The 22,278-nt window shown below is 73.0% G+C and carries 18 protein-coding genes; 7 read left to right on the plus strand and 11 right to left on the minus strand.

The genetic code is table 11. The annotated features are described in order from the left end of the window. Positions 1-64: 64 nt before the first annotated feature. Both IPZ69_RS13815 and IPZ69_RS13820 read right to left on the minus strand, forming a co-directional pair. Positions 65-664 carry an N-acetylmuramoyl-L-alanine amidase gene (locus IPZ69_RS13815; protein ID WP_235454399.1) on the minus strand — a complete coding sequence of 200 codons (600 nt, stop codon included), beginning with the start codon at positions 662-664 and terminating at the stop codon, positions 65-67. A gap of 43 nt (positions 665-707) precedes the next feature. Further along, on the minus strand, positions 708-1,721 hold the full coding sequence (locus IPZ69_RS13820) for an acetamidase/formamidase family protein (protein WP_235454400.1): 1,014 nt from the start codon (positions 1,719-1,721) through the stop codon (positions 708-710). A gap of 419 nt (positions 1,722-2,140) precedes the next feature. Between IPZ69_RS13820 and IPZ69_RS13825 the strand changes: the two genes are divergently transcribed. Beyond that, a complete protein-coding gene (locus IPZ69_RS13825; RefSeq protein ID WP_235454401.1) occupies positions 2,141-3,073 on the plus strand; it encodes a DUF4232 domain-containing protein in 933 nt (310 codons plus the stop codon). Between the two features lie 153 nt (positions 3,074-3,226). Here the strand turns inward: IPZ69_RS13825 and IPZ69_RS13830 are convergent, their stop codons facing one another. Next, positions 3,227-3,718, minus strand: a complete 492-nt coding sequence (locus tag IPZ69_RS13830; RefSeq protein ID WP_235454402.1) for an NUDIX hydrolase — start codon at positions 3,716-3,718, stop codon at positions 3,227-3,229. 93 nt (positions 3,719-3,811) lie between these two features. On the opposite strand from IPZ69_RS13830, the gene IPZ69_RS13835 reads away from it, so the two are divergent. Beyond that, positions 3,812-4,651, plus strand: coding sequence for an alpha/beta fold hydrolase (locus IPZ69_RS13835; RefSeq protein ID WP_235454403.1), 840 nt, complete (start codon positions 3,812-3,814; stop codon positions 4,649-4,651). A 27-nt stretch (positions 4,652-4,678) separates the two neighbouring features. On the opposite strand, the gene IPZ69_RS13840 is transcribed toward IPZ69_RS13835, so the two are convergent. Both IPZ69_RS13840 and xylB read right to left on the minus strand, forming a co-directional pair. Continuing rightward, positions 4,679-5,887, minus strand: a complete 1,209-nt coding sequence (locus tag IPZ69_RS13840) for an ROK family transcriptional regulator (protein WP_235454404.1) — start codon at positions 5,885-5,887, stop codon at positions 4,679-4,681. A gap of 55 nt (positions 5,888-5,942) precedes the next feature. Next, entirely contained in the window at positions 5,943-7,388 is a 1,446-nt protein-coding gene (gene xylB, locus IPZ69_RS13845; RefSeq protein WP_235454405.1) for a xylulokinase, read from the minus strand. A gap of 201 nt (positions 7,389-7,589) precedes the next feature. Here xylB and xylA point away from each other — a divergent pair, with 201 nt between their 5' ends. Next, positions 7,590-8,756 (plus strand): xylose isomerase, encoded by a 1,167-nt coding sequence (xylA, locus tag IPZ69_RS13850; protein WP_235454406.1) that lies wholly within the window; start codon positions 7,590-7,592, stop codon positions 8,754-8,756. A gap of 154 nt (positions 8,757-8,910) precedes the next feature. Next, complete coding sequence (locus IPZ69_RS13855; protein WP_235454407.1) at positions 8,911-9,351, plus strand: hypothetical protein; 441 nt, start codon at positions 8,911-8,913, stop codon at positions 9,349-9,351. A 9-nt stretch (positions 9,352-9,360) separates the two neighbouring features. On the opposite strand, the gene IPZ69_RS13860 is transcribed toward IPZ69_RS13855, so the two are convergent. The 3 genes from IPZ69_RS13860 to IPZ69_RS13870 form a co-directional block, all read right to left on the minus strand. Continuing rightward, on the minus strand, positions 9,361-10,704 hold the full coding sequence (locus tag IPZ69_RS13860; RefSeq protein WP_235454408.1) for an esterase-like activity of phytase family protein: 1,344 nt from the start codon (positions 10,702-10,704) through the stop codon (positions 9,361-9,363). A 183-nt stretch (positions 10,705-10,887) separates the two neighbouring features. Continuing rightward, positions 10,888-12,189: an SWF or SNF family helicase gene (locus IPZ69_RS13865; RefSeq protein ID WP_235454409.1), complete on the minus strand. Its 1,302-nt coding sequence runs from the start codon at positions 12,187-12,189 to the stop codon at positions 10,888-10,890. Then, positions 12,186-15,107, minus strand: a complete 2,922-nt coding sequence (locus IPZ69_RS13870) for a DEAD/DEAH box helicase (RefSeq protein ID WP_235454410.1) — start codon at positions 15,105-15,107, stop codon at positions 12,186-12,188. The genes IPZ69_RS13865 and IPZ69_RS13870 overlap by 4 nt, the downstream gene beginning before the upstream one ends. A gap of 259 nt (positions 15,108-15,366) precedes the next feature. Here IPZ69_RS13870 and IPZ69_RS13875 point away from each other — a divergent pair, with 259 nt between their 5' ends. Together IPZ69_RS13875 and IPZ69_RS13880 are read left to right on the plus strand one after the other, a co-directional pair. After that, a complete protein-coding gene (locus IPZ69_RS13875; RefSeq protein ID WP_054228918.1) occupies positions 15,367-15,549 on the plus strand; it encodes a hypothetical protein in 183 nt (60 codons plus the stop codon). Positions 15,550-15,895: 346 nt separating this feature from the next. Continuing rightward, entirely contained in the window at positions 15,896-19,312 is a 3,417-nt protein-coding gene (locus IPZ69_RS13880; protein WP_235454411.1) for a hypothetical protein, read from the plus strand. 21 nt (positions 19,313-19,333) lie between these two features. On the opposite strand, the gene IPZ69_RS13885 is transcribed toward IPZ69_RS13880, so the two are convergent. The 3 genes from IPZ69_RS13885 to IPZ69_RS13895 form a co-directional block, all read right to left on the minus strand. Further along, a complete protein-coding gene (locus IPZ69_RS13885) occupies positions 19,334-20,212 on the minus strand; it encodes a hypothetical protein (RefSeq protein WP_235454412.1) in 879 nt (292 codons plus the stop codon). A 142-nt stretch (positions 20,213-20,354) separates the two neighbouring features. Continuing rightward, positions 20,355-20,651, minus strand: coding sequence for a hypothetical protein (locus IPZ69_RS13890; protein WP_235454413.1), 297 nt, complete (start codon positions 20,649-20,651; stop codon positions 20,355-20,357). Between the two features lie 139 nt (positions 20,652-20,790). Continuing rightward, the gene (locus tag IPZ69_RS13895; protein ID WP_235454414.1) at positions 20,791-21,324 is read right to left on the minus strand and encodes a PadR family transcriptional regulator; all 534 of its coding nucleotides are present in this window, start codon (positions 21,322-21,324) and stop codon (positions 20,791-20,793) included. A gap of 126 nt (positions 21,325-21,450) precedes the next feature. On the opposite strand from IPZ69_RS13895, the gene IPZ69_RS13900 reads away from it, so the two are divergent. Then, on the plus strand, positions 21,451-22,206 hold the full coding sequence (locus tag IPZ69_RS13900) for an alpha/beta fold hydrolase (RefSeq protein WP_235454415.1): 756 nt from the start codon (positions 21,451-21,453) through the stop codon (positions 22,204-22,206). The last annotated feature ends 72 nt before the right edge of the window (positions 22,207-22,278 follow it).

A 22,278-nucleotide genomic window follows, 5' to 3' on the forward strand; every position in this document is an offset into this window, starting at 1 on the left:
AACCGTTTCGACCGGCCTCGCCCGAACGACGGACACCGCACCGGCCACGGGCGCCGGTTTCCGGTCAGGCGAAGTTGACCAGTCTGATGTAGCGGACCCAGTCCCAGTGCGGCCCCGGATCGGTGTGATCGGTCCCGGGCACCTGGTAGTGCCCGATGATGTGCTGGCGGTCCTTGGGAATGCCGTACGCGGAGCAGATCGCCGCGGTCAGCTTCGCGGACTCCTCGTACAGGGCGTCGGTGAAGTAGTCGGGCTGATCCACCCACCCCTCGTGTTCGATGCCGATGCTGCGGGTGTTGTAGTCCCAGTTCCCGGCGTGCCAGGCGATGTCCCGCTCCCGGACGCACTGCGCGACGTGCCCGTCGGCGGAACGGACCACATAGTGCGCCGACACCTGCTTCTTGGGGTTCTGGAAGATCGAGAGCGTGTCCGGGTACGACTCCTGCGTGACGTGGATGACCACCCGGTCGATCGTGTGGGAGTCGGGACGGCTGGAGGCGGTGTAGTTGGAGCCGCTCGCCGCCTGCCACTCGGCGAGTGGGTAGTCGACGGCCTCGGGCTCTGCTCCGGCGCGCGCGTCGGGGAGCAGCGCGTACGGAATGGTGGCGAGGGCGGCGCCCTTGAGGAGCCGTCGCCTGCTGGGAAGCGGTCGTGCCCGGTCCATGTCGGTGTGCCTTTCGGTGTGGGGGTGAAGCCTCGGAGTTCGGTCAGCGCCGGAGTGCCTCGGCCGTCTCACGCAGCCGGGCGTGCAGCCCGCGGTATGCCTCGCGGCGGGGCAGCCATTCCTTGCGGATCTTGGCCACGCACGTGTAGTGGGTGTCGCACACGTTGGCCAACGGCGATTCCACCGCCTGGGTTGCGAACTGGTACGCGTCCAGCTCAGCGAACCCGTAGTCGCGCACCAGCCAGCGCACCAGGTCCAGCTGGGATATCCGGAAGGCGTCCTCCAGCGGGCGTGCCGAGCCGGTCGAGACGATGTGCGTGTCCGACTCCAGACGGGGCCAGGGTGTGGCGACCCCCTTGAGGAGGTCGACGATCACCACCGTGTTCATCGCGCACTCGACCGCGACCCCGCACGTCTCGCCCTCGCCCTGCCGGGCGTGTCCGTCACCGAGACTGAGCAGCGCCCCCTCGACGTTCACCCCGAGGTAGCAGGTGACACTGGCCCGCATCTCGGGCGTGTCCATGTTGCCGCCGTGTGCGTCGGGCACCAGCGCCGAGCGCACCTCCAGGTTGGCCGGCGCCACGCCCACGGTGCCGTGCATGGGGTCCAGGGGCAGCTCGATCTCGATGTCGCTCTCGTGCGCCCGGAACAGTGCTGTGCGCCGGATCCGGTCCAGCTGCCAGATCCACACCGTTTCCGGCAACGGCGGCTGCAGTGTCGCCGTCGTGTGCGTCGAGGTGAGCGCGCCGAACAGGGGGACGGTGGTCGACGCGGCCCAGTCGCGGGCCGGTTCGATCGACACGAAGTGCACGGCGACCGTGTCGCCCGGCTCCGCGCCCTCGATGTGGAAGGGCCCGGTCTGCGGATTGAGGAACGGGAACTCGCAGACCTCGGACACGAGATCCTTCTCGGATCGCACCCGGCCGCCGAAGCAGTCCTCCGTGTACAGGTCGAGGACCGTGCCGGGCGCGATCCGTGCCACGGGCGGCACACCGCCGAACGTCCAGGCGAACTCACCGGGTTCGGGACGCACGGTCAGGATGTGGGGTGTGGTCATGCTGCACATCTCCTTTCTGCGAGGTGGGAGGGGAGGAGAGGGGAAGGGAGGAAGAGGGGTGACGCCAGGGGGGCAGGCGAATTGCTCGGGGTGATGTCGCATCAGCACGGGACGCCGTGGACAGGCTTGCCGCAGGCGCGATCCATACGGACAGGGGCGGGCTGTCGTCCTCGGCAATGCCTCCGTCACGGCGACCGGCGGCTGCGCCTCGCGTGAATCACGGTACGGCGCTCGCCGGTTGGGCAGAAGCGCGTGGCGTGGTTCGGTGGACGGCGCCGGATCTGTGGACAACTCGGCCACCCGATCGGGTGAACTCGGCGAGCACGCAGGCGACTTGAGTTTCCGCTGTAACGTTCCTGTGACCGGAGGAGTGGCCTCCGTCATAGCTCCCCGTGATCACGTCCTGGTCGACTCGGCGGATGCGTGCCACCCCTCTCGGCCTGTCAGCCGCCGTCGCCGGCCTCCTACTTCTCACCGCCTGCGGCGATCAGCGGCCGGGCTCGTCTCACCGGTCCGACAGCCCTGGCTGTGGCCCCACCCTGTCCTCGCAGGCCACCGGGTCCCAGTCGGCCTCCGGCGCCGCGTCCCAGAAGTCCGACGACGCCGCCTCCCGGCAGCCCTCCGGCGAAGAGACGGGAGGCGTCAGCATCACGGATCCGGGCGGCGGGTCCCGCGGCTGTGCCGTCTTCCGGGTCACCAACCGCGAGGCGGAGCCGTTCACTTACACCATCACCTTCAAGCTCCGCTCCGGCTCCGGTGCGGCCCCGGAACTCAGGACCCGGATCGTGCCGTCCGTCCAACCCGGCCGGACCGTGACGGGCACCGTCGACTTCAGCTCGGACCTGCCGGAGGCGTCGGCGTGGTCGGGCGTCGAGATCATGAAGGTGAGGAGCGTCCCCGTCGACGAGGCACCGGTCGAAGGTGGGCCCTGCCCGTCCTCGGGGGTGCGTCTGTACGCCGACCAGGGCGATGCCGCGATGGGCCTGCGGGTGGTGACACTCCATCTGGAGAACTGCGGCACGCGCACATACCGGCTCGACGGCTACCCTCGCGTCAGCCCCCTGGGCGAGGATCACAAAGTCATCGACGCCGTCCGGGTGCTGCGCGACGGTTCCTCCGTCGCCATGAGCACCGGAGCCGACGGCCCGCCCCGGCCGCTGGCCCTGAAGCCCGGCGACCGCGCGTACGCCGGTCTCGTCTGGCGCAACACCGTCCTCTCCGGCACCCCCGTGAACGCCCCGTACGTCAGGGTGTGGGCCAAACCGGGCGCCCATCCGGTGATGGTGACGCCGGAACTCGACCTGGGGACCACGGCCAAGCTCGCCGTCGGTCCGTGGAAGAAGGGCGCGTAGACGTCGAGGAGCGGCAGACGAACGCAGCGGACGGGCACACGGACACGGACGACGGGCACACCGACGCGGAGGAAGGACAGGCGGACCCGGAGGAAGGACAGGCGGACCCGGAGGAGGGGCGGGCAGACGCGGTGGAGGGGCGGGCAACCGGCATCACTGCGGCACCCCTTCCCGTAGATACGCGAAGCTTCCGGACAGGGCGGCCGAGTGCAGCGCGGTGAGCGTGGGCAGGGTCGCGGCGAGCGTCGTGTCGGCCAACTCGTCCAGTGAGAACAGCCCGTGCCGGTCGTGCTCGTCGCTGAGCCGGACGAGGGTGTCCCCGGCGAGGGTGCCGCCGTAGAAGAAGCAGTCCAGGACCGGCCCGGTGCCGAGGACGTCGGCCCGGTGATCGATGCCGATCAGCGTCGGGTCCGGAGCGAGTTCGACGCCGGTCTCCTCCAGCATCTCCCTCCGCGCCGCCGTCCAGGGGTCCTCACCGTGGTCGAGCATGCCGCCGGGCAGCCACCAGCTCCCGGCCAACGGCTGCCCGGTTCCGTACCGCAGGAGCAGCATGCGGTCCCGGTCGTCGAGTACCAGCACGCACGATGCGAGGAGGGCCTGGGGCTGACTCTTGATCCATTCCTCACGGGGCACCCAGTCCGCCACGCACGCCTCCCTGCTCGTAGGGGGATCTCGTCCAGACCCGCTCTGCCGACAATCCGGTTGTCCCGCCCCGCGCCTGCTGTCAGGGTCGGGCCCATGCCCACCTACTCCGCGCACGACGGAACCGAGTTGGCCTACCACGTCCTCGGCGACGGACCTCCGCTGATCTGTCTGCCGGGCGGGCCCATGCAGGCCTCCGCGTACCTCGGTGATCTGGGCGGGTTGTCCGCGCACCGGAAGTTGATCCTGCCAGACCTCCGGGGGACCGGCGACTCCGCCGTGCCGGAGGACACCGGTTCGTACCGCTGCGACCGACTCGTCGAGGACGTGGAGGCACTGCGCGCACATCTGGGCCTCCACGCACTGGATCTGCTGGGGCATTCGGCGGGCGCGAATCTCGCTGTGCGCTACCTGGAGCGCCACCGGGACCGGGTGGGCAGGCTCCTCCTGATCACGCCGAGCGTCATGGCCGTAGGGATCACGGTCACGGGAGCCCTGCGGCGTGAAACGGCGCTGCTGCGCCGGGACGAGCCCTGGTTCCCCGCGGCGTTCGCGGCGCTGGAGGCCATCGTCGCCGGCCGCGCGACCGCCGACTCGGGGCGCGCCGTCGCGCCCTTCTTCTACGGGCGTTGGGACGCGACTGCGCGCGACCATCGGGCGGCGGAGGGCGAGCAGCGCAACGACGAGGCCGCGGCCGTCTTCGGCACCGAGGGTGCTTTCGATTCCGACCTCACCCGTTCGGAACTCGCCGCGTTCGGGCAGCCCGTGCTGCTGCTCGCCGGAGAATACGACCTCAACTCCCCACCACCCGCGATGGCCGAGTTCGCCGGTCTGTTCCCCGACGCCCGGTACGTCGTACAGCCGCGCGCCGGCCACTTCCCCTGGCTCGACGATCCCGGGCGCTTCGTCACGACGACGATGACGTTCCTCGGTTGACGGGGCGCCCGCCCCGTCGGTCCGTCCTCAGGCCGGTCCGGCCACGACCGCAGGATCGTCGAGGACCCCCCGCACCACCGAGTGCGCCGCACCCAGCAGCGGGCCCTGGGGACCCAGCCGCGACACCGACACCGGACAGGCGGGTCCGGCCGTCCGGCTTTCCAACTCGCTCTCCAGAGAAGGCAGGAGCCAGGGCGCGAGGCCGGCCAGCGCGCCGCCCAGCACGACCGACTCCGGATCCAGCAGGTTGACCGCCCCGGTCAGAGCTATGCCGAGTGCCGTACCGGCGTCGCGCAGCGCCCGCCGTACGGCCTCGTCGCCCTCGACGGCCCGCCGCGCGAGCAGCCCGACCAGATCCTCGCCCGGCGCCAGTCCGGCCGCCCGCAGGACCGCTTCCTCGCCGGCGTACTGCTCCAGACACCCGCGTCCGCCGCACGGACACTCGGGACCGTCCGGGTGGACGGGCACGTGGCCCAGCTCGCCGGCGAAGCCCCGCGTGCCGCGCAACAGGTGCCCGTCGACGACGACGGCGGCGCCGATGCCGATCTCGGCCGACACGTGCAGGAAGTCGCGGGGCGTGCCGTCGCCGAGCCAGAGTTCGGCCAGGGCGCCGAAGTTGGCCTCGTTGTCCACGGTCAGCGGGAGGCCCGTGGACAGCAGGGCACCGAGGTCCGTGTCGTGCCAGTCGAGGTTGGGGGCGTGCACGACCGTACGGCCGTCGCGCGCCACCAGGCCAGGCACGGCGACCGCGAGTCCGGTCGGCCACAGCCCCTCCCGTTCCGCCTCGGCCACCACCCGGCGGACCAAGGAGGTGAGTTCCTCGACCACCGGCTGCGGGGTGCGGCCCCGGTTCGCGCCGTGCCGCACGGCACGCGCGCGTATCTCGCCGCGCAGGTCGACCGCGCACACCGCGAGATGGTCGACGCCGACCTCCGCCCCGAGCCCGGCCGGACCGTGCCCGCTGACGGCCAGCGCCGACCCGGGTCGGCCCACCCGGCCGGGCCGCTCGGGGCCGAGCTCCTCCAGCAGCCCCGAGCGGATCAGTTCGTCCACGAGGGTCGACACCGCGGCACGCGTCAGGCCGATGTGGGAAGCGACTGCGGCACGCGAGAGCGGACCCTCGGCGCTGACGGTGTGCATCACCCGGGCGAGGTTGCGGCGGCGCATGCCCTGCTGGGTGTCGGGCAGGGCGCGGCCGGAACCGGCCGGGCGGGACTCGTGCAGCGGTGCGGTCATGCCTCCGTCAGTCCTCGGTCGGCGTCACGTACGGGCCTTCGGCGCGGGGTGTCGGTCATCGGGTGTCCGTCCCCCGCTCCAGCAGTGGGGCCGCGTCGGAGAGTACCCCGGAGATCCGGGCCAGCGCGGCCTCGTCGCGCTCGACCGCGTCCAGCACCGGCCCTGCGCCCGTGTTCCAGCGGCGGGCGACCGCGGCCGGGTCCTCGCCGGTCAGCAGCCCGGCGGCCTGTGCCGCGGCGCCGAGCGCGACCAGCTCCTTGGCCTCGGGCACCTGCACCGGCCGCCCCGACAGTCGTCGCACGGTCTGCTGCCAGGCGGTGCCGCGCGCCCCGCCGCCGATCAGCAGCAGCGGGGTGCTCCGGTCCGCGTCCTCGTCGAGCACCAGGTCCAGGGCGCCGAGCAGTGAGTGGACGGCGCCGTCGTAGGCGGCCTGCAGCAGCTGTCCGGGAGTGGTGTCGTGGCGCAGCCCGTGCAGCAGCCCGGAGGCGTGCGGCAGGTTCGGGGTGCGCTCGCCGTCCAGGTACGGCAGGAGGACGGCGGAGCCGCCGGGCTCGACGGCCTCGCGGTTCAGGCCCAGCAGGGCCGCGACGCGGTCGACCGCCTGGGTGCAGTTGAGGGTGCAGGCCAGCGGCAGCCAGTCGCCGTGCGCGTCGGCGAAGCCCGCGACCGTGCCGGTCGGGTCGGCGGGGCGGCGCTTGGAGACGGCGTACACGGTGCCCGACGTGCCCAGGCTGAGCACCGGGGTGCCGGGGCGCAGCCCGAGGCCCAGCGCGGCCGCGGCGTTGTCGCCGGTGCCCGGTGCGACCAGGGTGCCTTTGGAGAACGGCAGGTCGTGGCTGTCGCGCACGGTCCCGGCCACCTCGCCCGGCCGTGCGACCCGGGGCAGCAGCGCCGGGTCGAGGCCCACGTGCCGGAGGACCTCCTCGTCGTACGACTCCGTCGCGGACGCCCACCAGCCCGTGCCCGACGCGTCGCCCCGGTCGGTCGTGCCCTGGCCGGTCAGGCGCTCGGTGAGGTAGTCGTGGGGCAGCCGTACGGCCGCGGTGGCGCGGGCCGCGTCCGGCTCGTGCTCAGCGAGCCAGGCCCACTTCGTGACCGTGAAGGAGGCGCCGGGCACGCTGCCGGTGCGCTCCGCCCAGGCCTTCGGGCCGCCCAGCTCCTCGACCAGACGGCGGGCCTGGGGCGCCGAGCGCACGTCGTTCCACAGCAGCGCGGGGCGTACCGGCTCGCCCTGCGCGTCCAGGGTGACCAGTCCGTGCTGCTGGCCGCCGATCGACACGGCGGCCGCCTCGTGCGCCGCGTCACCGCACTGGCTCAGCGCCTCGCACAGGGCGTCCCACCACTGGCGCGGATCGCTCTCCCGGCCGGCCCCGGAGGAGACCGTGTGCGGCGCCTGGCCGCTCGCCACGACCTCTCCGGTGGACGCGTCGACGATCAGCGCCTTGGTGGACTGGGTGGACGAGTCCACGCCGACGACGAGCGGACCCTCGGCTGCTGACATCGGGCACTCCCTTTTCCGCGGCTCGCGCGATCAGATGCGATCTGACCTGGTGTTTTCCGGTGCGCCCAGGCAGTGGCCACCCGGACGTCACCCCTACGAGGACATCTTGTCCCTTCCCAGGTACGCGAGCGCATACTAATTTGTAAATCGCCATGACGAAATAGTCGGGGCACGCGACCGGAGCAAGCGAGGAGCCGCCGCATGAGTTACCAGCCCACCCCCGAGGACAGGTTCACCTTCGGTCTGTGGACCGTCGGCTGGCAGGGGAGGGACCCGTTCGGCGACGCCACCCGCCGCGCCCTCGACCCGGTCGAGACGGTGCGGCGCCTGGCGGAACTCGGCGCCTACGGTGTGACCTTCCACGACGACGACCTGATCCCCTTCGGCTCCTCGGACACCGAGCGCGAGTCCCACGTCAAGCGCTTCCGTCAGGCCCTGGACGCGACCGGCATGAGCGTGCCGATGGCCACCACCAACCTCTTCACCCATCCGGTCTTCAAGGACGGCGCGTTCACCGCCAACGACCGCGACGTGCGCCGCTACGCCCTGCGCAAGACGATCCGCAACATCGACCTGGCGGCCGAGCTGGGTGCTAAGACGTACGTCGCCTGGGGTGGCCGTGAGGGCGCCGAGTCCGGCGCCGCCAAGGACGTGCGTGTCGCTCTCGACCGCATGAAGGAGGCGTTCGACCTCCTCGGCGAGTACGTCACCGCCCAGGGCTACGACCTGCGCTTCGCCATCGAGCCCAAGCCGAACGAGCCGCGGGGCGACATCCTGCTGCCCACCGTCGGCCACGCGCTGGCGTTCATCGAGCGTCTGGAGCGGCCCGAGCTGTACGGCGTGAACCCCGAGGTCGGCCACGAGCAGATGGCCGGGCTCAACTTCCCGCACGGCATCGCCCAGGCCCTGTGGGCGGGCAAGCTCTTCCACATCGACCTCAACGGCCAGTCCGGCATCAAGTACGACCAGGACCTCCGCTTCGGCGCCGGCGACCTGCGCGCCGCCTTCTGGCTCGTCGACCTCCTGGAGAGCGCCGGTTACGACGGCCCGCGCCACTTCGACTTCAAGCCGCCGCGGACCGAGGACCTGGACGGTGTGTGGGCGTCGGCGGCGGGATGCATGCGCAACTACCTCATCCTGAAGGAGCGCGCCGCCGCCTTCCGTGCCGACCCGGAGGTCCAGGAGGCGCTGCGTGCCTCGCGGCTGGACCAGCTCGCCAGGCCGACCGCCGCCGACGGACTCCAGGCGCTGCTCGCCGACCGCACGGCCTTCGAGGACTTCGACGCGGAGGCGACCGCCGCGCGCGGGATGGCCTTCGAGCGGCTCGATCAGCTGGCCATGGATCACCTGCTGGGTGCGCGGGGCTGACCGCGAGGCACGGTGATCGATTGACCGGACTTCGGTGATCGGTTGACCGGCCCTCGCACGGAACGCTCCGGAATCATGCGATCCGGAGCATGAGTCGGTATCAACTTCGGTGCGGAGGTCGCCACCTGCCCGCCAGGGGGCGAGGCTGGACGGCATGGTCACGCCGCCCGTACCGCCTCGCCCGCCCGGACCTCCGGCCGACGCCCCGCCCCCGGGCGGCGGCTTCGGACCGCCGTACGGAGGATCCGGAAACTACGGCCCGCCCACCTCGGTCGACTGGACGGCGACGCAGCCTCACGAGCCGAGAAGGCCCCGGGGCCCGCTGTTCGCCGTGCTGGCCGTGCTCGCGGTCGCGGGAGCCGTCCTCACGGTGGTGCTGATGTCCTCCGGGCACCACGACTCACCGGACGAGAAGCCGCCCGCGCAAGGCAGCACGAGCGCGAGCGGCTCTCCGAGGCCGTCCCTCGGCCTTCCCACCGAGCTGCCCAGCGGGCTGCCGTCGAAGCTGCCGAGCGGGTGGGAGTCCCTGCTGCCCACCGAGGCGCCGAGCGACCTCGAATCGCTCATCCCCTCCCTGGTGGGCGAACTGCCCTGACCGCGCCGCCTAGATGCAGTCGGGCAGCCGCACGTACGTCACGGTTGTCTCGATGCCGCTGTCCACCAGCCGGCCCTGGGCGTCGAAGGCGCCCGTGCCGTCCGTCATCCCGAAGTCGTTGTCGTTGATCAGGGCGAGCGTGTCGTGGTCCACACGCGCGACGCCCTCGATCTTCCCCGGCACGCCGCTCACCTTGCCCAGGTCCACGACGAGACGCTTGGCGAGCACCGGGACGCCCGCGGCCGCCGGGTCGGGCAGCTGCTCCAGGGACGGGGACGTCGTGTCGTCGTCCCAGGGGCCGCCGAGGATGTCCGACCCGTGTCCCAGCTTCACCAGCTGCAGCCGGGCCGCCTTGTCGGTGCGCTCCTCGACCAGCAGCCGATTACCTCCCACGGCCACCACGGACGAGATCTTGAGCTCGGAGGTGTCGTCCTCGCTCGGGTCGACGACGTTCACCGGGTCGAACCGGTAGGCGTACTCGGCGGTGACCGCCTGCTTCCTCGGTGAGAACCGCAGCAGTCGGGTCGTGAGCGACGTGTCCCCGGCGTCCCCGTTCGGCAGGGAGAGCGGGCTCTGCACGGCCATCACCAGGTCACCGCCCGGCAGCTGGGCCAGCCCCTCGAACCCACGGTTGATCTTCCGGTGCAGCAGGACGGACGGCAGCGCCTCCACCACCGGGTAGTCGGCTCCGGTGAGGTTCAGTCCCTTGGGCACGTAACGGGTGAGGACCTTCCCGCGCGCGGAGACGTGGATCAGCGACGGGCCGTACTCGTCCACGAGCCAGAACGTCCCGTCCGCGGCCCGCACGATGCCCTCGGTGTCCAGGCCGTTCGGGTTGTACGACAGCGGCGTCTTCGCGTCGTAGCTGTACGGCGCCTCGTCGCGGCCCTGCTGGTTGGACAGCCCGGTGACGCCCTTGCCTGACGAGGTGGTCAGCGGAATCGCGTCGATCACCTCCACGCGGTCCCCGGAGACCCGGATCTTCACGATCGCCGGGTCGAAGCCCGGCACCGGGAACGTGCGGCGCTTCTTGCCGTCCACCTTGATCTGGCCGTTGGGGCCCCGGTCGGTGATCGTCCAGAACTCGCCCTTGCGGCCGGCCGGGTAGATGTCGCTGCCGATGCCGCCCAGGTCCACGCCGCGGTCGTTGTCGACACTGCCCGGCAGAAGGGCGTTGCTGAACGTGCCCAGCGGTATGTCCCCGAGCGTCGCCGTGCGGGTGACGTGCGCGGCTTCGTCGGCCGGTGCCGCCGAGGCCGCACCGGCCGCCACGAGAGCGACCGCCAGGGCCAGCGGCAGCCCCGTCGCGAGGGAACGGTGGACTCGGCTCCGACCGGTGGGGTGCGGGGACATTCGGGCCTCCTTGGGCACAAGTGCGTTGGCAGCGGCCAGATTTGGGCCCTCGAAGGAACGATGTGCGACCGACGGGTGAACGCGGGGCGTCGTCCACTCGTCGGTCGTGGAAGGGCTACCGTGACGAGCCCTTGGTGTCGGGTGACGAGTCGTCGAGTCGCCAAGTCCGGGGATGACGCAACGTCAATTGCACTCGAGTGACGCGCCGTCCAGCGTGAGCCCGGCAGTCGCCAGCGCCGTCGCCGGATCCCGTGCGGGGCCTCCCGCGGGCAACCAGTGGCCGGATTCGTCGATGTACGGCCACCAATGGCCCCCGCGTCCCAGGCGCAGTTGGATCCCCGCTCCCTGGAGCGTCCACCTGTTGCCCGTCGCCCGCAGCGTCGGTCGTTCGTCCTCGTCCCAGGCGGTCGCGAGGGCGGCACGCGCGCGTGCGAGTGCTTCGCCGGTCACCTGCCACTCCTCGTCGAGCGCGGCCAACGCGTCCGCGCCACCGTGGTGCCAGGCGCGTACGGCCGTCGCCAACCCCTCACGGCCGCGTCCCGACCCCGTGGCGAGCCGGTCGTGGACGGCCCTCTCAGGGCCGCCCGCGGCCAGCCGTACGGCGTCCTGAGCGGCCGTCAACTCCAGCTCGGCCGGCCCCGGCTCCGGACCGGCGCTGAGCGCGTCCGCGAGCAGCCGGTGGGCTTCCGCGGCGGTCTGCGCGGCGAGGTACTCCAGGGCCGCCGGGTCGACGCCGGGCGCCGGTGGGGTCTCGGCGTCCAGACCGGGTGGTGTGCCGGGCGCGTCGGGGAGACCCGGCAGGGAGGGCGGCGAAGGCAGGATGTCCACGGCCGCCCAGGCCTCCGCGGCGTCCACGCCTTCCGGCTCGACGATCGCCGGATCGGCGGCCTGATCGGGCGCCTGAAGAGGCGTGGTGCCCCGCGCGTGGAGCGCGTCGAGGAAGGCGCGTTCGCCCCGGCCCCGGAGCAGCAGAAGGACGAACGGGTCCTCGTCCAGCAGGCGCGCCACCTGATGGCACAGCGCCACGGTGTGCCCACAGTGGTCCCAGGCCCCGCAGTCGCACTCCGGCTCCAGGTCACCGAGACCCGGCAGGAGTTCGATGCCGGCCGCCGCCGCGTCCTCGACCAGATGCGGGGGCAGCTCACGGTCGAGCAGTGCCGCGAGGTGTCCGGCGCGCTCGACGGCCACGTCCACGAACCGGGACCACTGCTCCTGCGGCAGCTCGGCCAGCAGGACGTCCGCCCGGTGCGCCGTACGCCCCTTCTCCCGCACGACAGCCGTGATCCGGCCCGGGCGCACCGAGACCGCGCCCACGGCTCCCGCCCGCGCGAGCCTGCGTCCCGTCTTCACCTGTTCGCCGTCCAGCGCCGTGTCCTCCAGCGCCCGCAGCCAGGCGCGGCCCCACCACGTCTGCGCGAAACCCCGCCCGCGCGCGGGCGGCAGCGCGGCGAACGTGCGCTCCCTGTCGTCCTCGTACCGGTTCATCGGGCCTCCCCGCGCAGCTCCACCAGATCGGCCAGGTCCGCGTCGGTCAGTTCCGTGAGCGCCGCCTCGCCGGAGCCGAGTACCGCGTCGGCCAGCTCCTGCTTGCGGCCCAGCAGTGCGGCGATGCGGTCCTCGACGGTGCCCTCGGCGATCAGCCGGTGCACCTGTACGGGCCGGGTCTGGCCGATGCGGTACGCGCGGTCCGTGGCCTGTGCCTCCACGGCGGGGTTCCACCAGCGGTCGTAGTGCACCACATGCTCGGCCCTGGTGAGGTTCAGGCCCGTGCCCGCTGCCTTCAACGAGAGCAGGAAGACGGGCACTTCACCGTCCTGGAACCGCCGCACGAGCTCCTCCCGCTCGGCGACGGGAGTGCCACCGTGCAGCAGCTGCGAGGGCACCCCGCGGGCCGTCAGATGCCGTTCCAGGAGGCGGGCCATGCGCACGTACTGCGTGAAGACCAGCACGCCCGCCCCCTCGGAGAGGATCGTGTCGAGCAGCTCGTCCAGCAGTTCCAGTTTGCCCGAACGTCCGGTGATCCTCGGGCCGTCCTCCTTGAGGAACTGCGCCGGATGGTTGCAGATCTGCTTCAGGCCGGTCAGCAGCTTCACGATCAGGCCCCGTCGTGCCATGCCGTCGGCGGCGGAGATCGCCTCCAGCGTCTCGCGCACCAACGCCTCGTACAGGCCGGCCTGTTCATGGGTCAGTGACACGGGGCGATCGGTCTCGGTCTTCGGCGGCAGTTCGGGGGCGATGCCCGGGTCCGACTTACGCCGGCGCAGCAGGAACGGCCCCACGAGGCGGGCCAGCCGCCGCGCCGCGTCCGGATCCCGGCCGCCCTCGACCGCCTGCGCGTACCGGGTGCGGAAGGTGCCCAGGCGGCCCAGCAGCCCGGGGGTTGTCCAATCGAGGATCGCCCACAGCTCCGAGAGGTTGTTCTCCACCGGCGTGCCGGTGAGCGCCACACGCGCGCGTGCCTCGATCGACCGCAGCGCCCGGGCCGTCGCCGAGTACGGGTTCTTCACGTGCTGGGCCTCGTCCGCGACGGCCATGCCCCAGGGCACCTGGCCGAGCCGCGGGGCGTCCAGGCGCATCGTGCCGTACGTCGTCAGGGCGAACTCCCCGTCCGCCAGTGAGTCCAGGCCGCGTCCGGCGCCGTGGTAGCGACGCACCGGCGTGCCGGGCGCGAACTTCTCGATCTCACGCTGCCAGTTGCCGAGGAGGGAGGCCGGACAGACGACGAGCGTGGGACCGGCGGCCGTGGGGTCCGTCTGCCGGTGCAGATGCAGCGCGATCAGTGTCACGGTCTTGCCGAGGCCCATGTCGTCCGCCAGACAGCAGCCCAGGCCGAGGGAGGTCATCCGGGCCAGCCAGTCGAGGCCCCGCCGCTGGTAGTCGCGCAGCGTGGCGTCGAGCGTGGCGGGCGGTTCCACCGCCTCCTGCGCCTGCGGGTCCGTGAGCCGCTCCCGCAGATCCGCGAGCCAGCCCGAGGCCTTGACGTCGACGCGGTGGCCGTCGATCTCCGCGGAGCCCGTCAGCGCGGCGCCCAGCGCCTCGACCGAAGTGAGCCGGCGGTCCTGCCGCGCGCGGGCAACGCGCGCCTCCTGGGGGTCGAGCAGGACCCAGCGGTCGCGCAGCCTCACCAGGGGACGCCTGGCCTCCGTGAGGCGGTCCAGCTCCGCACGCGAGAGTTCCTCCCCGCCCAGCGTGAACCGCCAGGTGAAACCGAGCAGGGCAGCGGCCGACATGAACGACGGGGTGGGCGCGGGATGGCCGTCCCGTCCCGGGCCTTCCTGTGGTGGTCCGACGACCGCGTGGGTGGACAGCCCGCGCGACAGCTCCTTCGGCCAGTGCACGTCCATGCCCGCCGCGGCGAGGGCCCGGGCGCCCGTCCCGAGCAGTTCGGCCACCTCTTCGTCGGCGAGTTCGACGGACCGCGGCACCTCCGCCGAGAGCAGGGGCGTCAATGGCGGCCAGACGCGCGCCGCACGGCGCAGCGCCAGCAGCACGTCCATCCGCGCGCGGGGGCCGAAGGCGGAGCCCGAGGGACTGGATCCGGCCCACACCTCGGCCGCGTCCGCGACGACGGCGAGCCCGCTCGTGTGGTGCACCTGGAGCACGGCCCGGAAACGGAGGGGGACGTCGTCGATCACGCCGTTCACGCCGTCCACCGCGTCTTCGAGACCGGGCACCTCGACGCGCAGCGACAGCCGAACGCCCGCGTCGTGGCCGGCGGCGACGTCGTCGGCCCACGCCCGCTGCCCGGGCAGGTGCTGCGGCTCCGGCGCCGCGTAGGCCGGTCCGCCCGTCACCAGGGGCGCGGCGGGGGAGCGGGGGAGCGCGTCGGCGACGGCGTCGAGGAAGGCGCGCAGCAGTCGCTCCGGCTCCGGCATCCGAGGCGGCCCGTCGGCATGGGCCACCGCTTCGGTGTCGGCCGTCGCGGCGGCGTCGGTCACCGGGACCGCGTGGGCCTCGGGCGGCATGGCGGCGGCGAGTTCGCGGACGAGTTCGGCGTCCCGGGCGGACAGCGGGCCCACCCGCCATGCGTCGTGATCACCCGGGGACAGGCCGGGCAGCAGCAGGCCACGGGCCAGGAAGTGCAGAGCCAGCACGGCCGCCGTGCCCCAGAACGAGGTGGCCCGATGCGGGTCCGGGACCGCACGCGCGCGCGTGAGGAACGGCAGGGCCGTGCGCACCGGCAGCAGGACCGCGGGCACGCGCACCCGCTCGACGCCGTCCTCGCCCGGCAGCAGGACGGTCAGCTCGTCGAGGGCTGCCGACGCGGCGGCAGGCGGGGCCGTGCCATCGGGTCGCCAGAAGGCGACGCGCCCGCCGCGAGCGGGGTCGGCCGGTAGGAACACAGTGCAGCAGTGGGCCAGTTCGGACAACTCGGAGGGTGGTGCCGTGGAGATCCTCTGCACAGCTCTGCCGTACTCCTCAAATTTGACTACTGGGTCCGGAGTCGCCGACGGTACAGCACGTGGACGGACGGCCTCGAATGACTAGGCTGTGACCTGAGCCACTTCACCGAGTGTTCGAATGTGTACTGCGGGCGTCGGCCTCAGGGGCGAGTAAGGGTCGCGCCTCAGGGACGTCTCAGGGTTGCGGTCCGGAACCGCGGGAAGCGCGGGCCCGTTTTCAGATCAGAGAGCGGCAGTGGCCGCGAAGGAGGCGACGCACATGTCGAAGAACGCGAAGATCGCCGCAGGGGGTGTGGCGGTCGGACTCATCCTGCTGATATGGCTGCCCTGGTGGGTGTCGTTCCTGATCGTGGTAGGGGTTCCGGCGGCGGCGTACCTCACGCTGGACCCCTCGCAGCGGCGCAGGCTGCGTCGCGTCACGCGCAAGGAACTCGGCCGCTGAGGCGCCACCGCCCCGATGTGTCCGCGCCGAGCGCGCAGGGGTCGACCACATCGCCGCCCACGGGCCTGCCGACGGTACGGCCCGGGGGCGGCGGGGCGTCCCGCTCCTCGAGGTGAGAACAGCATGAGGTCGGAACACAGGGCCGCCGTGCGGTCAGGGAGAGTCGTGCCGGCGCCCGGGCACTCAACCTCCTGCGCGACGACATCCCTGGCCCGCTGCAGCGCGACGACGTCCCCGCCCAGACTTCCCGCGCGGCACAAATCGTTTGCGCCGAAGATCTCCGGAGCGCCACCATGACCGCCATGACGTATGGAAAGGAGGCCCAGCGACTCCACGGTGAGCGCTGATGGCCCGACACGAGGCGTCCCGGACGCCGTCCCGACAGCCCCAGACCCCGCCGGCGCCGTTGACGCCCGCCTGGCTGAGGGCCCACTTCGATCCCCTGCCGTTCCCGGCGCGCATGGGCGCCCTGGCACGTTACGCCCGCACCCTCACCCCGCACGCGTACCAGACGCTCCACCACGCCCTCGACACCGGTGAACCCGACGAGCGGCACACCGCCCTGTTCCTGGCCGTCGTACGCCGTGACCTGGACCGGGTTGCCGCGGCGCTGGCCGACCCCCTGCTGGGACGCCGTGCCCGCTCGGCCGCCCTCCGACTGCCCGTTCCCGAACAGGCCCTGGAACGCCTGGCCCTGAGTGATATCAGGGCCACCCGCCACGAGACCTTCCGGCTTCTCCGGCTCAGCCGCCGCCACGCGCTCGCCGCCCGGCTGCTGCCCCAGGTGTACGAACGGCACGGCGCGCGCGACGTGGGCGCGCTACTGCCCGCCTGCCCCGCTGAGACGGCACAGGCCTGGCTGCCCCGCGTCGATCCGCCCCCGGGGACGCTCAACACCCTGGCCCGTACCGCACCTCACGCCGTGGCCGAGTATCTGGCGGCACGTCACGAGGGAAGTTCACAGCAGGAGGGGGGCCGCTTCGTCCGCCGGCATCGCGCGGTCGCATCGGTCGCCGCACGGCGCGACCCCGGAGCGGCGCTCGTCCTTCTGGAACGGGCCCCGTCGCTCCTCACCCCGGCCGGGGTCCTCTCGGCGCTGCGCCGCCCCGGCGAGGCGCTGGCCGTCCTGCGGACGGTGCGGGCCGCCGACGACGGGCGGCCGACGGAACACTCCGTTCCGGCGGGGCCGTTGCCGCCGTCCGTGCGCACCGCGCTGCTCGAACTGCCCGTCCAGGACCTGTCGTTCCTCGCCGAGCGCTGCCCGGCCGCCGGCAGCCGCGACCGCGGGCCGGAACGCCGCGAGGTGTACCCCGACGGTCTGCTGGACCTCTTGCCGCCCACGGAGCGACGGCGCGTCGTCGACAGCCGTGTCGTGGGCGGTCGGCGGCTGCGGAGCGCGCCGCTCACCACGCTCGCCGCACTCGCCCCGTCCGATCGTGTGGACCTCGTCGTCCCGTGGCTGGCGAAGCACAAGGGCAGCCCCTGGACCAGGGCCCGGCTGGCCGCAGCCCTGCCCCTGGCCGACGGCGAGCCCGTGCTGCGGGAACTCGTGGCGAACCACCGCTCCCACCACAGAGCCGTGGCCTGGCCCGCCTTGCTGGCGTGCGCGGAACTGGAGGGCAGCCCGGACGAGTTCGCCCGGATCGCGGTCGACTGTGAACGGGCCTGGCACGACCAGGACGAGGTCCGCCTCGGAGCGCTCCGGCAACTCGCCGGCGCGGCACCGCGGCTGCTCGTCGCCCTGCCCGACCGGGTGCTGCGCGACGCCGCGCTCACCACGCTCCAGTCCCGCGACAGTACGCGCGCCTCTCTGGCCGCCGTCGAACGGCTGCTGCGCCGCGTGGTCGAACACGCCGCACGGGCCGGCCGCCCGGACCGCGCCGCGTTCGCCGCCGGACTGCTCGGCGAAGTCGTCCTGACGGCACGGCCCGCGCGCCCGGTGACCGCCCTGAGCGTGGACGGGACAGCGGCGGCCACCATCTGGGCGGCCGTCTCCGAGACGGCACGGAACCGACCGGACGTGACCACGGCACTCGCCGAACTCCTCGTCCCCCACCTCACCGACCTGCCCGACCTGGACACCCGGACCCGCGAGGTCGCGCTGACGGGCGACGACCCGGACCTCGCCGCCCGGGCCGCGGCGGCCTGGGTCCGGCCGCCACACGTGCGGGAGGGGCGCTGCGCGGAACTGCTGGCCCTGGACGCCACGTTCGCGACCGTGCCCCTCGTCCTGGCGACCGTCGTGGCCCGCCGCACGGACCTCCTGGACCTGGTGCGCAGTGCCGTGCGCGAGGGGTTCACCGGGCGGGTACGGCCCCGTGCCGTCCCCTGGGCGCCCAAGGTGCACCCCGGTCGCACCGGGCGCTGGCTGCCCCGGCAGCGGGACGACTGGTCCGCGCACCACGCGCGCGTGGCCATGGACGAGACGGCCTCGCTGCGGGCCCGCGCGGACGCGGCGGCGCTGCTGCGGGATCCGGCACGGCTGACGGCACTCGCCGACGAGGCCCCGCAGCCGGTGGCCGCCGCGGCGCTCGTCGCGCTCGGTGAGGTCGCCGACCGGCCGGGCGCCACCGGTCAGGCGGAAGTGCGTGACTTCCTGCTGCGGCACGCTGCGGCCGGCGGCGTGCGCGGACGGGCCGCGCTGACGACGCTGCGACGGCTCCTGGAGCGGGTGCCCGACCGCGACGCCGTCGCCCTGCTGGCGCCCGTGGCGGCGGCCACCGACCTGTCCGTGGGTGCCCGCAAGGAAGCCGCCCGCGCGCTCGGCGCCCTGCACGACGCCGACGCCGACAACGCCTTCGAGGCGCTCGTCGCGGCCTGGGACGCTCCGGGCCAGCACCCCGACGTCCGCGCCGTCCTGGCCCGTGCGCTGCTTCCCGCGATCGACCGCCCGGGCATCGCGGACCGGCTGTTCGCGGCAGCGGACGAACCCGCCGTACGGGACGCGGTCGTGCACGCGCGCGTGCGGGTGGTGCCCGACACGAAGGGCGAGCCGTACACGGCGTTCCTCGTGCGGCTCGTGCGGGAGGGCGGCGAGGACGCGGCTGTCGCCGCCGTCCGGGCCCTGCCGATCTGGCTGACTCCCGAGGCCACCGACGCGACCGCGGTGATCGCCGAGGCGCTGGTGGACCCGGACAGGTCCCGCCGCGTGTGGGAGGCGGCGGCCGGTCAACTGGCCTGGTTCCCGCCGGGAGCCGGCGCCGAGAACGCCGCCCGGGCCGCCTTCGAGGCACTGGCGGAGCGTGCCCGCGCACAGGACCCCCAAGTCCGCGTCGCCGCCCTGCGGCGGCTCCACGCATGCTCCGGCGTCGTGCAGCCCGGCGCCGCCGTCGGAAGGGGGCCGCACCTCCTGGACGCGCTGGCCGACACGCTGGCTGCCGTCGGGCTGAAGGCCGACGCCGCGCAACTCACCTGGGAGGCCGCGCTGGACGCCGTACGGCGCGGCCGGCACGAAGAGCACCGGTGGGAGCGACTGGCGCGCCTGTGCGAGGCGGGGCCGGGGCGCATGCCGGGGACGGCCGCCTACGCGCCCCTGGATCTCCGTCGGGCACGCGAGCGAACGGCCCTGCTCGCCGCCGCGCGGAGCCTGCGTGCCCGCGCGACGCCCGTGTCCGGGCTACTGGCGCTGGCGCTCGTCAGGGCCGGCGGCAGAGGCACGGACTGGGCGACACCATGGCGGGACGAACTCGATGCCCTCCGTGCGCACGACGACCCGGACACCGCCATGGAAGCCCTGCTCGTCGACCCCGCCGCACACGGGTGAGGGAGTTCGGCCCGCGCGGGCTCAGCTGGGTCGTACGGCCAGCTTGTCGAGCGCATCCAGGAGGCCGGGGAGCTCCGGACCCCGGCCCACCGGCAGGACCTCGCCGGGCTCGTCGTCGAGCAGCACGAACGCGATGTCGTCGGTGCGGGCGACCATGGACCAGCCGGGACCGTCGGCGCGCAGCGTCCGGGCGTCGCCCGGGGCGAACGACGAGCGGACCCGGCCGAGTGGCGGCGGCGTGTCCACGTAGGCGCGGGCTTCCGCGAGGACGCGCCGGATTCCCTGGTGGCCCGTCGGAGCGCCTTGCACGCCGTCCTTGCCGTCCTCGCGGTCCGCGGAGCCCTGCTCGCCCTCCGCAGAGGCCTCCGCCTCCTTCGCAAGGGCACCCGCCGTCGAGAACTCGCCGTCGTCGATCTGCTCGCGCCAGACGGCCCACTGCTGTGCGATCTCGTCGGCGCCCAGGCGCCGCTGGGCCGGGCCCCAGGAGCTGGTGTCCGGCGGGGCCAGCGGGGGACCCTCCGCCACATCGGGGCCGGGATCGTGCGGCTCGGGCACGCCCGGGGCCGCCACGGCGACCGCGAGGGGCCAGCCCGGCAGGGCGGCGACAACCGTGCGCTCGTCCGGCGACAGGTCGTACTCCATGCCGCAGTCCCAGGAAGCGATCGCAACCGCGACCAGCGAGACGTCGTCGATGACCACCGTCCAGCGCGCCCCGTCGCCGTCCTGCCCGAGCACCAGACCGTACCCGTCGGCACGCGGCGCGAGGTCCAGCGCGGCGCAGGCCTCCGGATAGTCGTCGCCCAGCACGCTCGGGAACTGCGCCGGCGTCAGCAGCACTGCCGTGAGCACGTACAGCGCATCGTCCGCGGTGGCGACGACCTCCTCGTCCGTCTCGGCCATCCCAGCCTCCCCAATGGTTCGTCCAACGGCGCGCACCCTAGTGCGAGCGGAAGCCCCTTGTCACGACTCGCACGACACCCGGAGCTGCAGTTTTCCGCCTGGACGGGGGCGAATCGCCCCGATCCGACGACGTCCGGGCGGGTCAGGCGACGGGAAGCCCGAGGAGGTCACGCGCCACCGTGCGCGGCGACTCGTCGCGCTCCCGGGCCAGGGCGATGACGGCCCGGCAGGCCAGCTCGCTCACCCCGAACGACAGTGCCTCCGGTGACACCCAGCCCGAGGCCTCGTCCATCCGGTCCTGGTCGTCCTCGGCGCGGGCCGAGACATAGTCCGACGCGGCTTCGAACAAGTTGTGTGCCCGCTTCTCGCTGCCGCCGGCCGCCTCCGCGCGCGTGGACGTGCGAAATCGGGCGATGTATGTGCGAACCCTGTCGAACACGGGAACCACCTTCTCTCTGTGTGGCTTCGGCGCCGTTCGTTCATCTGTCCCCATTCAACGTAGAGTTGGAGTTGTGGCGACAGAAGGGGGACGCCGCGGTGAACCGGTTCGGGCGGCTCGAACGGAACCGGTGGACGTGTCAGTGGGAGCTGTCGTCCAGTGAGTCGATCGTCCGGCGCAGCCAGGTGAGCTCGGCCCGGCTCGTCGCGCGTGCGATGGTGAGGATGCCGCGCCGGAACGGGTCGTCCAGCTCCTCGGCGCTCAGCGGCCGGTCGCCCTCGTAGAAGAAGCTCGCCGGCTCCTCCAGGAACGCCAGTCTGCGCCGCAGCACCGCCACCTGGAGCGTGGGGTCGTCCAGGTGCCTGAGGAAGGCGAGCACCGTGAACCAGCGGTTCTCGTCGGTGATGTCGCGCTGCGCCGGTTCGGCCAGCCGACGCCGCAGCACGCGCCGGCCGTCGTCGGTGAGCGTCAGCACGTGACGCGGCGCGGCCACCGCACCGGGCTCGGTGGTCCGGGCCAGCAGATCCGCCTTTTCGAGCCGCTTGATCGCGGGATACAGCGTGCTCTCGGCGACGGGGCGTACGTGCCCGGTCAGCGCCGCGATGTGTTTGCGCAGCACGTAGCCGTGCAGCGGGGCGTCGTACAGGAAACCGAGGATGGCGAGCTCCAGCATGGCCGCATTCTCCCGCAAGCCCGCTGTACATCGACGCGTGGATACTTCGCTTTATCAATACCTCAGTTCCGAGGTATCTTCCTCGCGTGCCCGATCGCGGCACCGGCGACACCGAGGAGGAACGCGATGCAGCAGGCCGAGTTCGACGGTGAGGGAAGCCGGATCCGGTGGACGGAGACGCCCGGCGAGGAACCCGCGCGCGTGTTCGTCCACGGACTGGGGTCGATGTCGACCGTGTACCACGCCCACATCGCGGCCCACCCCGAACTCGCGGGCCGCCGAAGCCTGTTCGTTGACCTGCCAGGACACGGCATCAGCGACCGGCCCGCACATTTCGGCTACACACTGGAGGACCACGCCGACGCCCTCGCGGCGGCCCTGGACGCGGCGAGGCTGACCGGCGCCGAACTGGTCGCGCACAGCATGGGTGGCTCGGTCGCCATCGTGCTCGCCCACCGGCGGCCCGACCTCGTCTCCCGGCTGGTCCTCACCGAGGCCAACCTCGACGCCTTCCCGCCGCAATCCGCGGCGAGCCGCGAAATCGCCTCCTACGAGGCGGACGAGTTCCTGGCATTCGGCCACGCACGCGTGCTGGAGCGTGTCGGCCCGCTGTGGGCGGCGACCATGCGACTGGCCGACCCGCGTGCGCTGCACCGCACCAGCCGGGGGCTCGTGCGCGGCTCGGACCCCGCCATGCGCACGCTCCTGGAAGGGCTGCCGATCGACCGCGTGTATCTGCAGGGCGAGCTCAGCGGTGAACTGGCGGGCAAGGAGGGCCTGGAGGAGGCCGGGGTGCGTGTGGTGACGGTGCCCGGCGCCGGGCACAACGTCATGTTCGACCAGCCGGACGCCTTTGTCGCGACGGTGGCCGGACAGGGGTGAGGGGCCGCCCGCGCGCACGGCCGGGTGGCGGTACGTCGGCACGTACGCCCGCCTACGCGAGGGTCCGCCGGC

The organism is Streptomyces olivochromogenes, assembly GCF_021538895.1.
Classification (GTDB): Bacteria; Actinomycetota; Actinomycetes; order Streptomycetales; family Streptomycetaceae; genus Streptomyces; species Streptomyces olivochromogenes_A.

Coding starts and splice junctions, on each gene's coding strand:
- IPZ69_RS13815 (WP_235454399.1), bottom strand. CDS start 664: ATGGACCGGGCACGACCGCTTCCCAGCAGGCGACGGCTCCTCAAGGGC.
- IPZ69_RS13820 (WP_235454400.1), bottom strand. CDS start 1,721: ATGACCACACCCCACATCCTGACCGTGCGTCCCGAACCCGGTGAGTTC.
- IPZ69_RS13825 (WP_235454401.1), top strand. CDS start 2,141: ATGCGTGCCACCCCTCTCGGCCTGTCAGCCGCCGTCGCCGGCCTCCTA.
- IPZ69_RS13835 (WP_235454403.1), top strand. CDS start 3,812: ATGCCCACCTACTCCGCGCACGACGGAACCGAGTTGGCCTACCACGTC.
- IPZ69_RS13840 (WP_235454404.1), bottom strand. CDS start 5,887: ATGACCGCACCGCTGCACGAGTCCCGCCCGGCCGGTTCCGGCCGCGCC.
- xylB (WP_235454405.1), bottom strand. CDS start 7,388: ATGTCAGCAGCCGAGGGTCCGCTCGTCGTCGGCGTGGACTCGTCCACC.
- xylA (WP_235454406.1), top strand. CDS start 7,590: ATGAGTTACCAGCCCACCCCCGAGGACAGGTTCACCTTCGGTCTGTGG.
- IPZ69_RS13855 (WP_235454407.1), top strand. CDS start 8,911: ATGGTCACGCCGCCCGTACCGCCTCGCCCGCCCGGACCTCCGGCCGAC.
- IPZ69_RS13860 (WP_235454408.1), bottom strand. CDS start 10,704: ATGTCCCCGCACCCCACCGGTCGGAGCCGAGTCCACCGTTCCCTCGCG.
- IPZ69_RS13865 (WP_235454409.1), bottom strand. CDS start 12,189: ATGAACCGGTACGAGGACGACAGGGAGCGCACGTTCGCCGCGCTGCCG.
- IPZ69_RS13875 (WP_054228918.1), top strand. CDS start 15,367: ATGTCGAAGAACGCGAAGATCGCCGCAGGGGGTGTGGCGGTCGGACTC.
- IPZ69_RS13880 (WP_235454411.1), top strand. CDS start 15,896: ATGGCCCGACACGAGGCGTCCCGGACGCCGTCCCGACAGCCCCAGACC.
- IPZ69_RS13885 (WP_235454412.1), bottom strand. CDS start 20,212: ATGGCCGAGACGGACGAGGAGGTCGTCGCCACCGCGGACGATGCGCTG.
- IPZ69_RS13895 (WP_235454414.1), bottom strand. CDS start 21,324: ATGCTGGAGCTCGCCATCCTCGGTTTCCTGTACGACGCCCCGCTGCAC.
- IPZ69_RS13900 (WP_235454415.1), top strand. CDS start 21,451: ATGCAGCAGGCCGAGTTCGACGGTGAGGGAAGCCGGATCCGGTGGACG.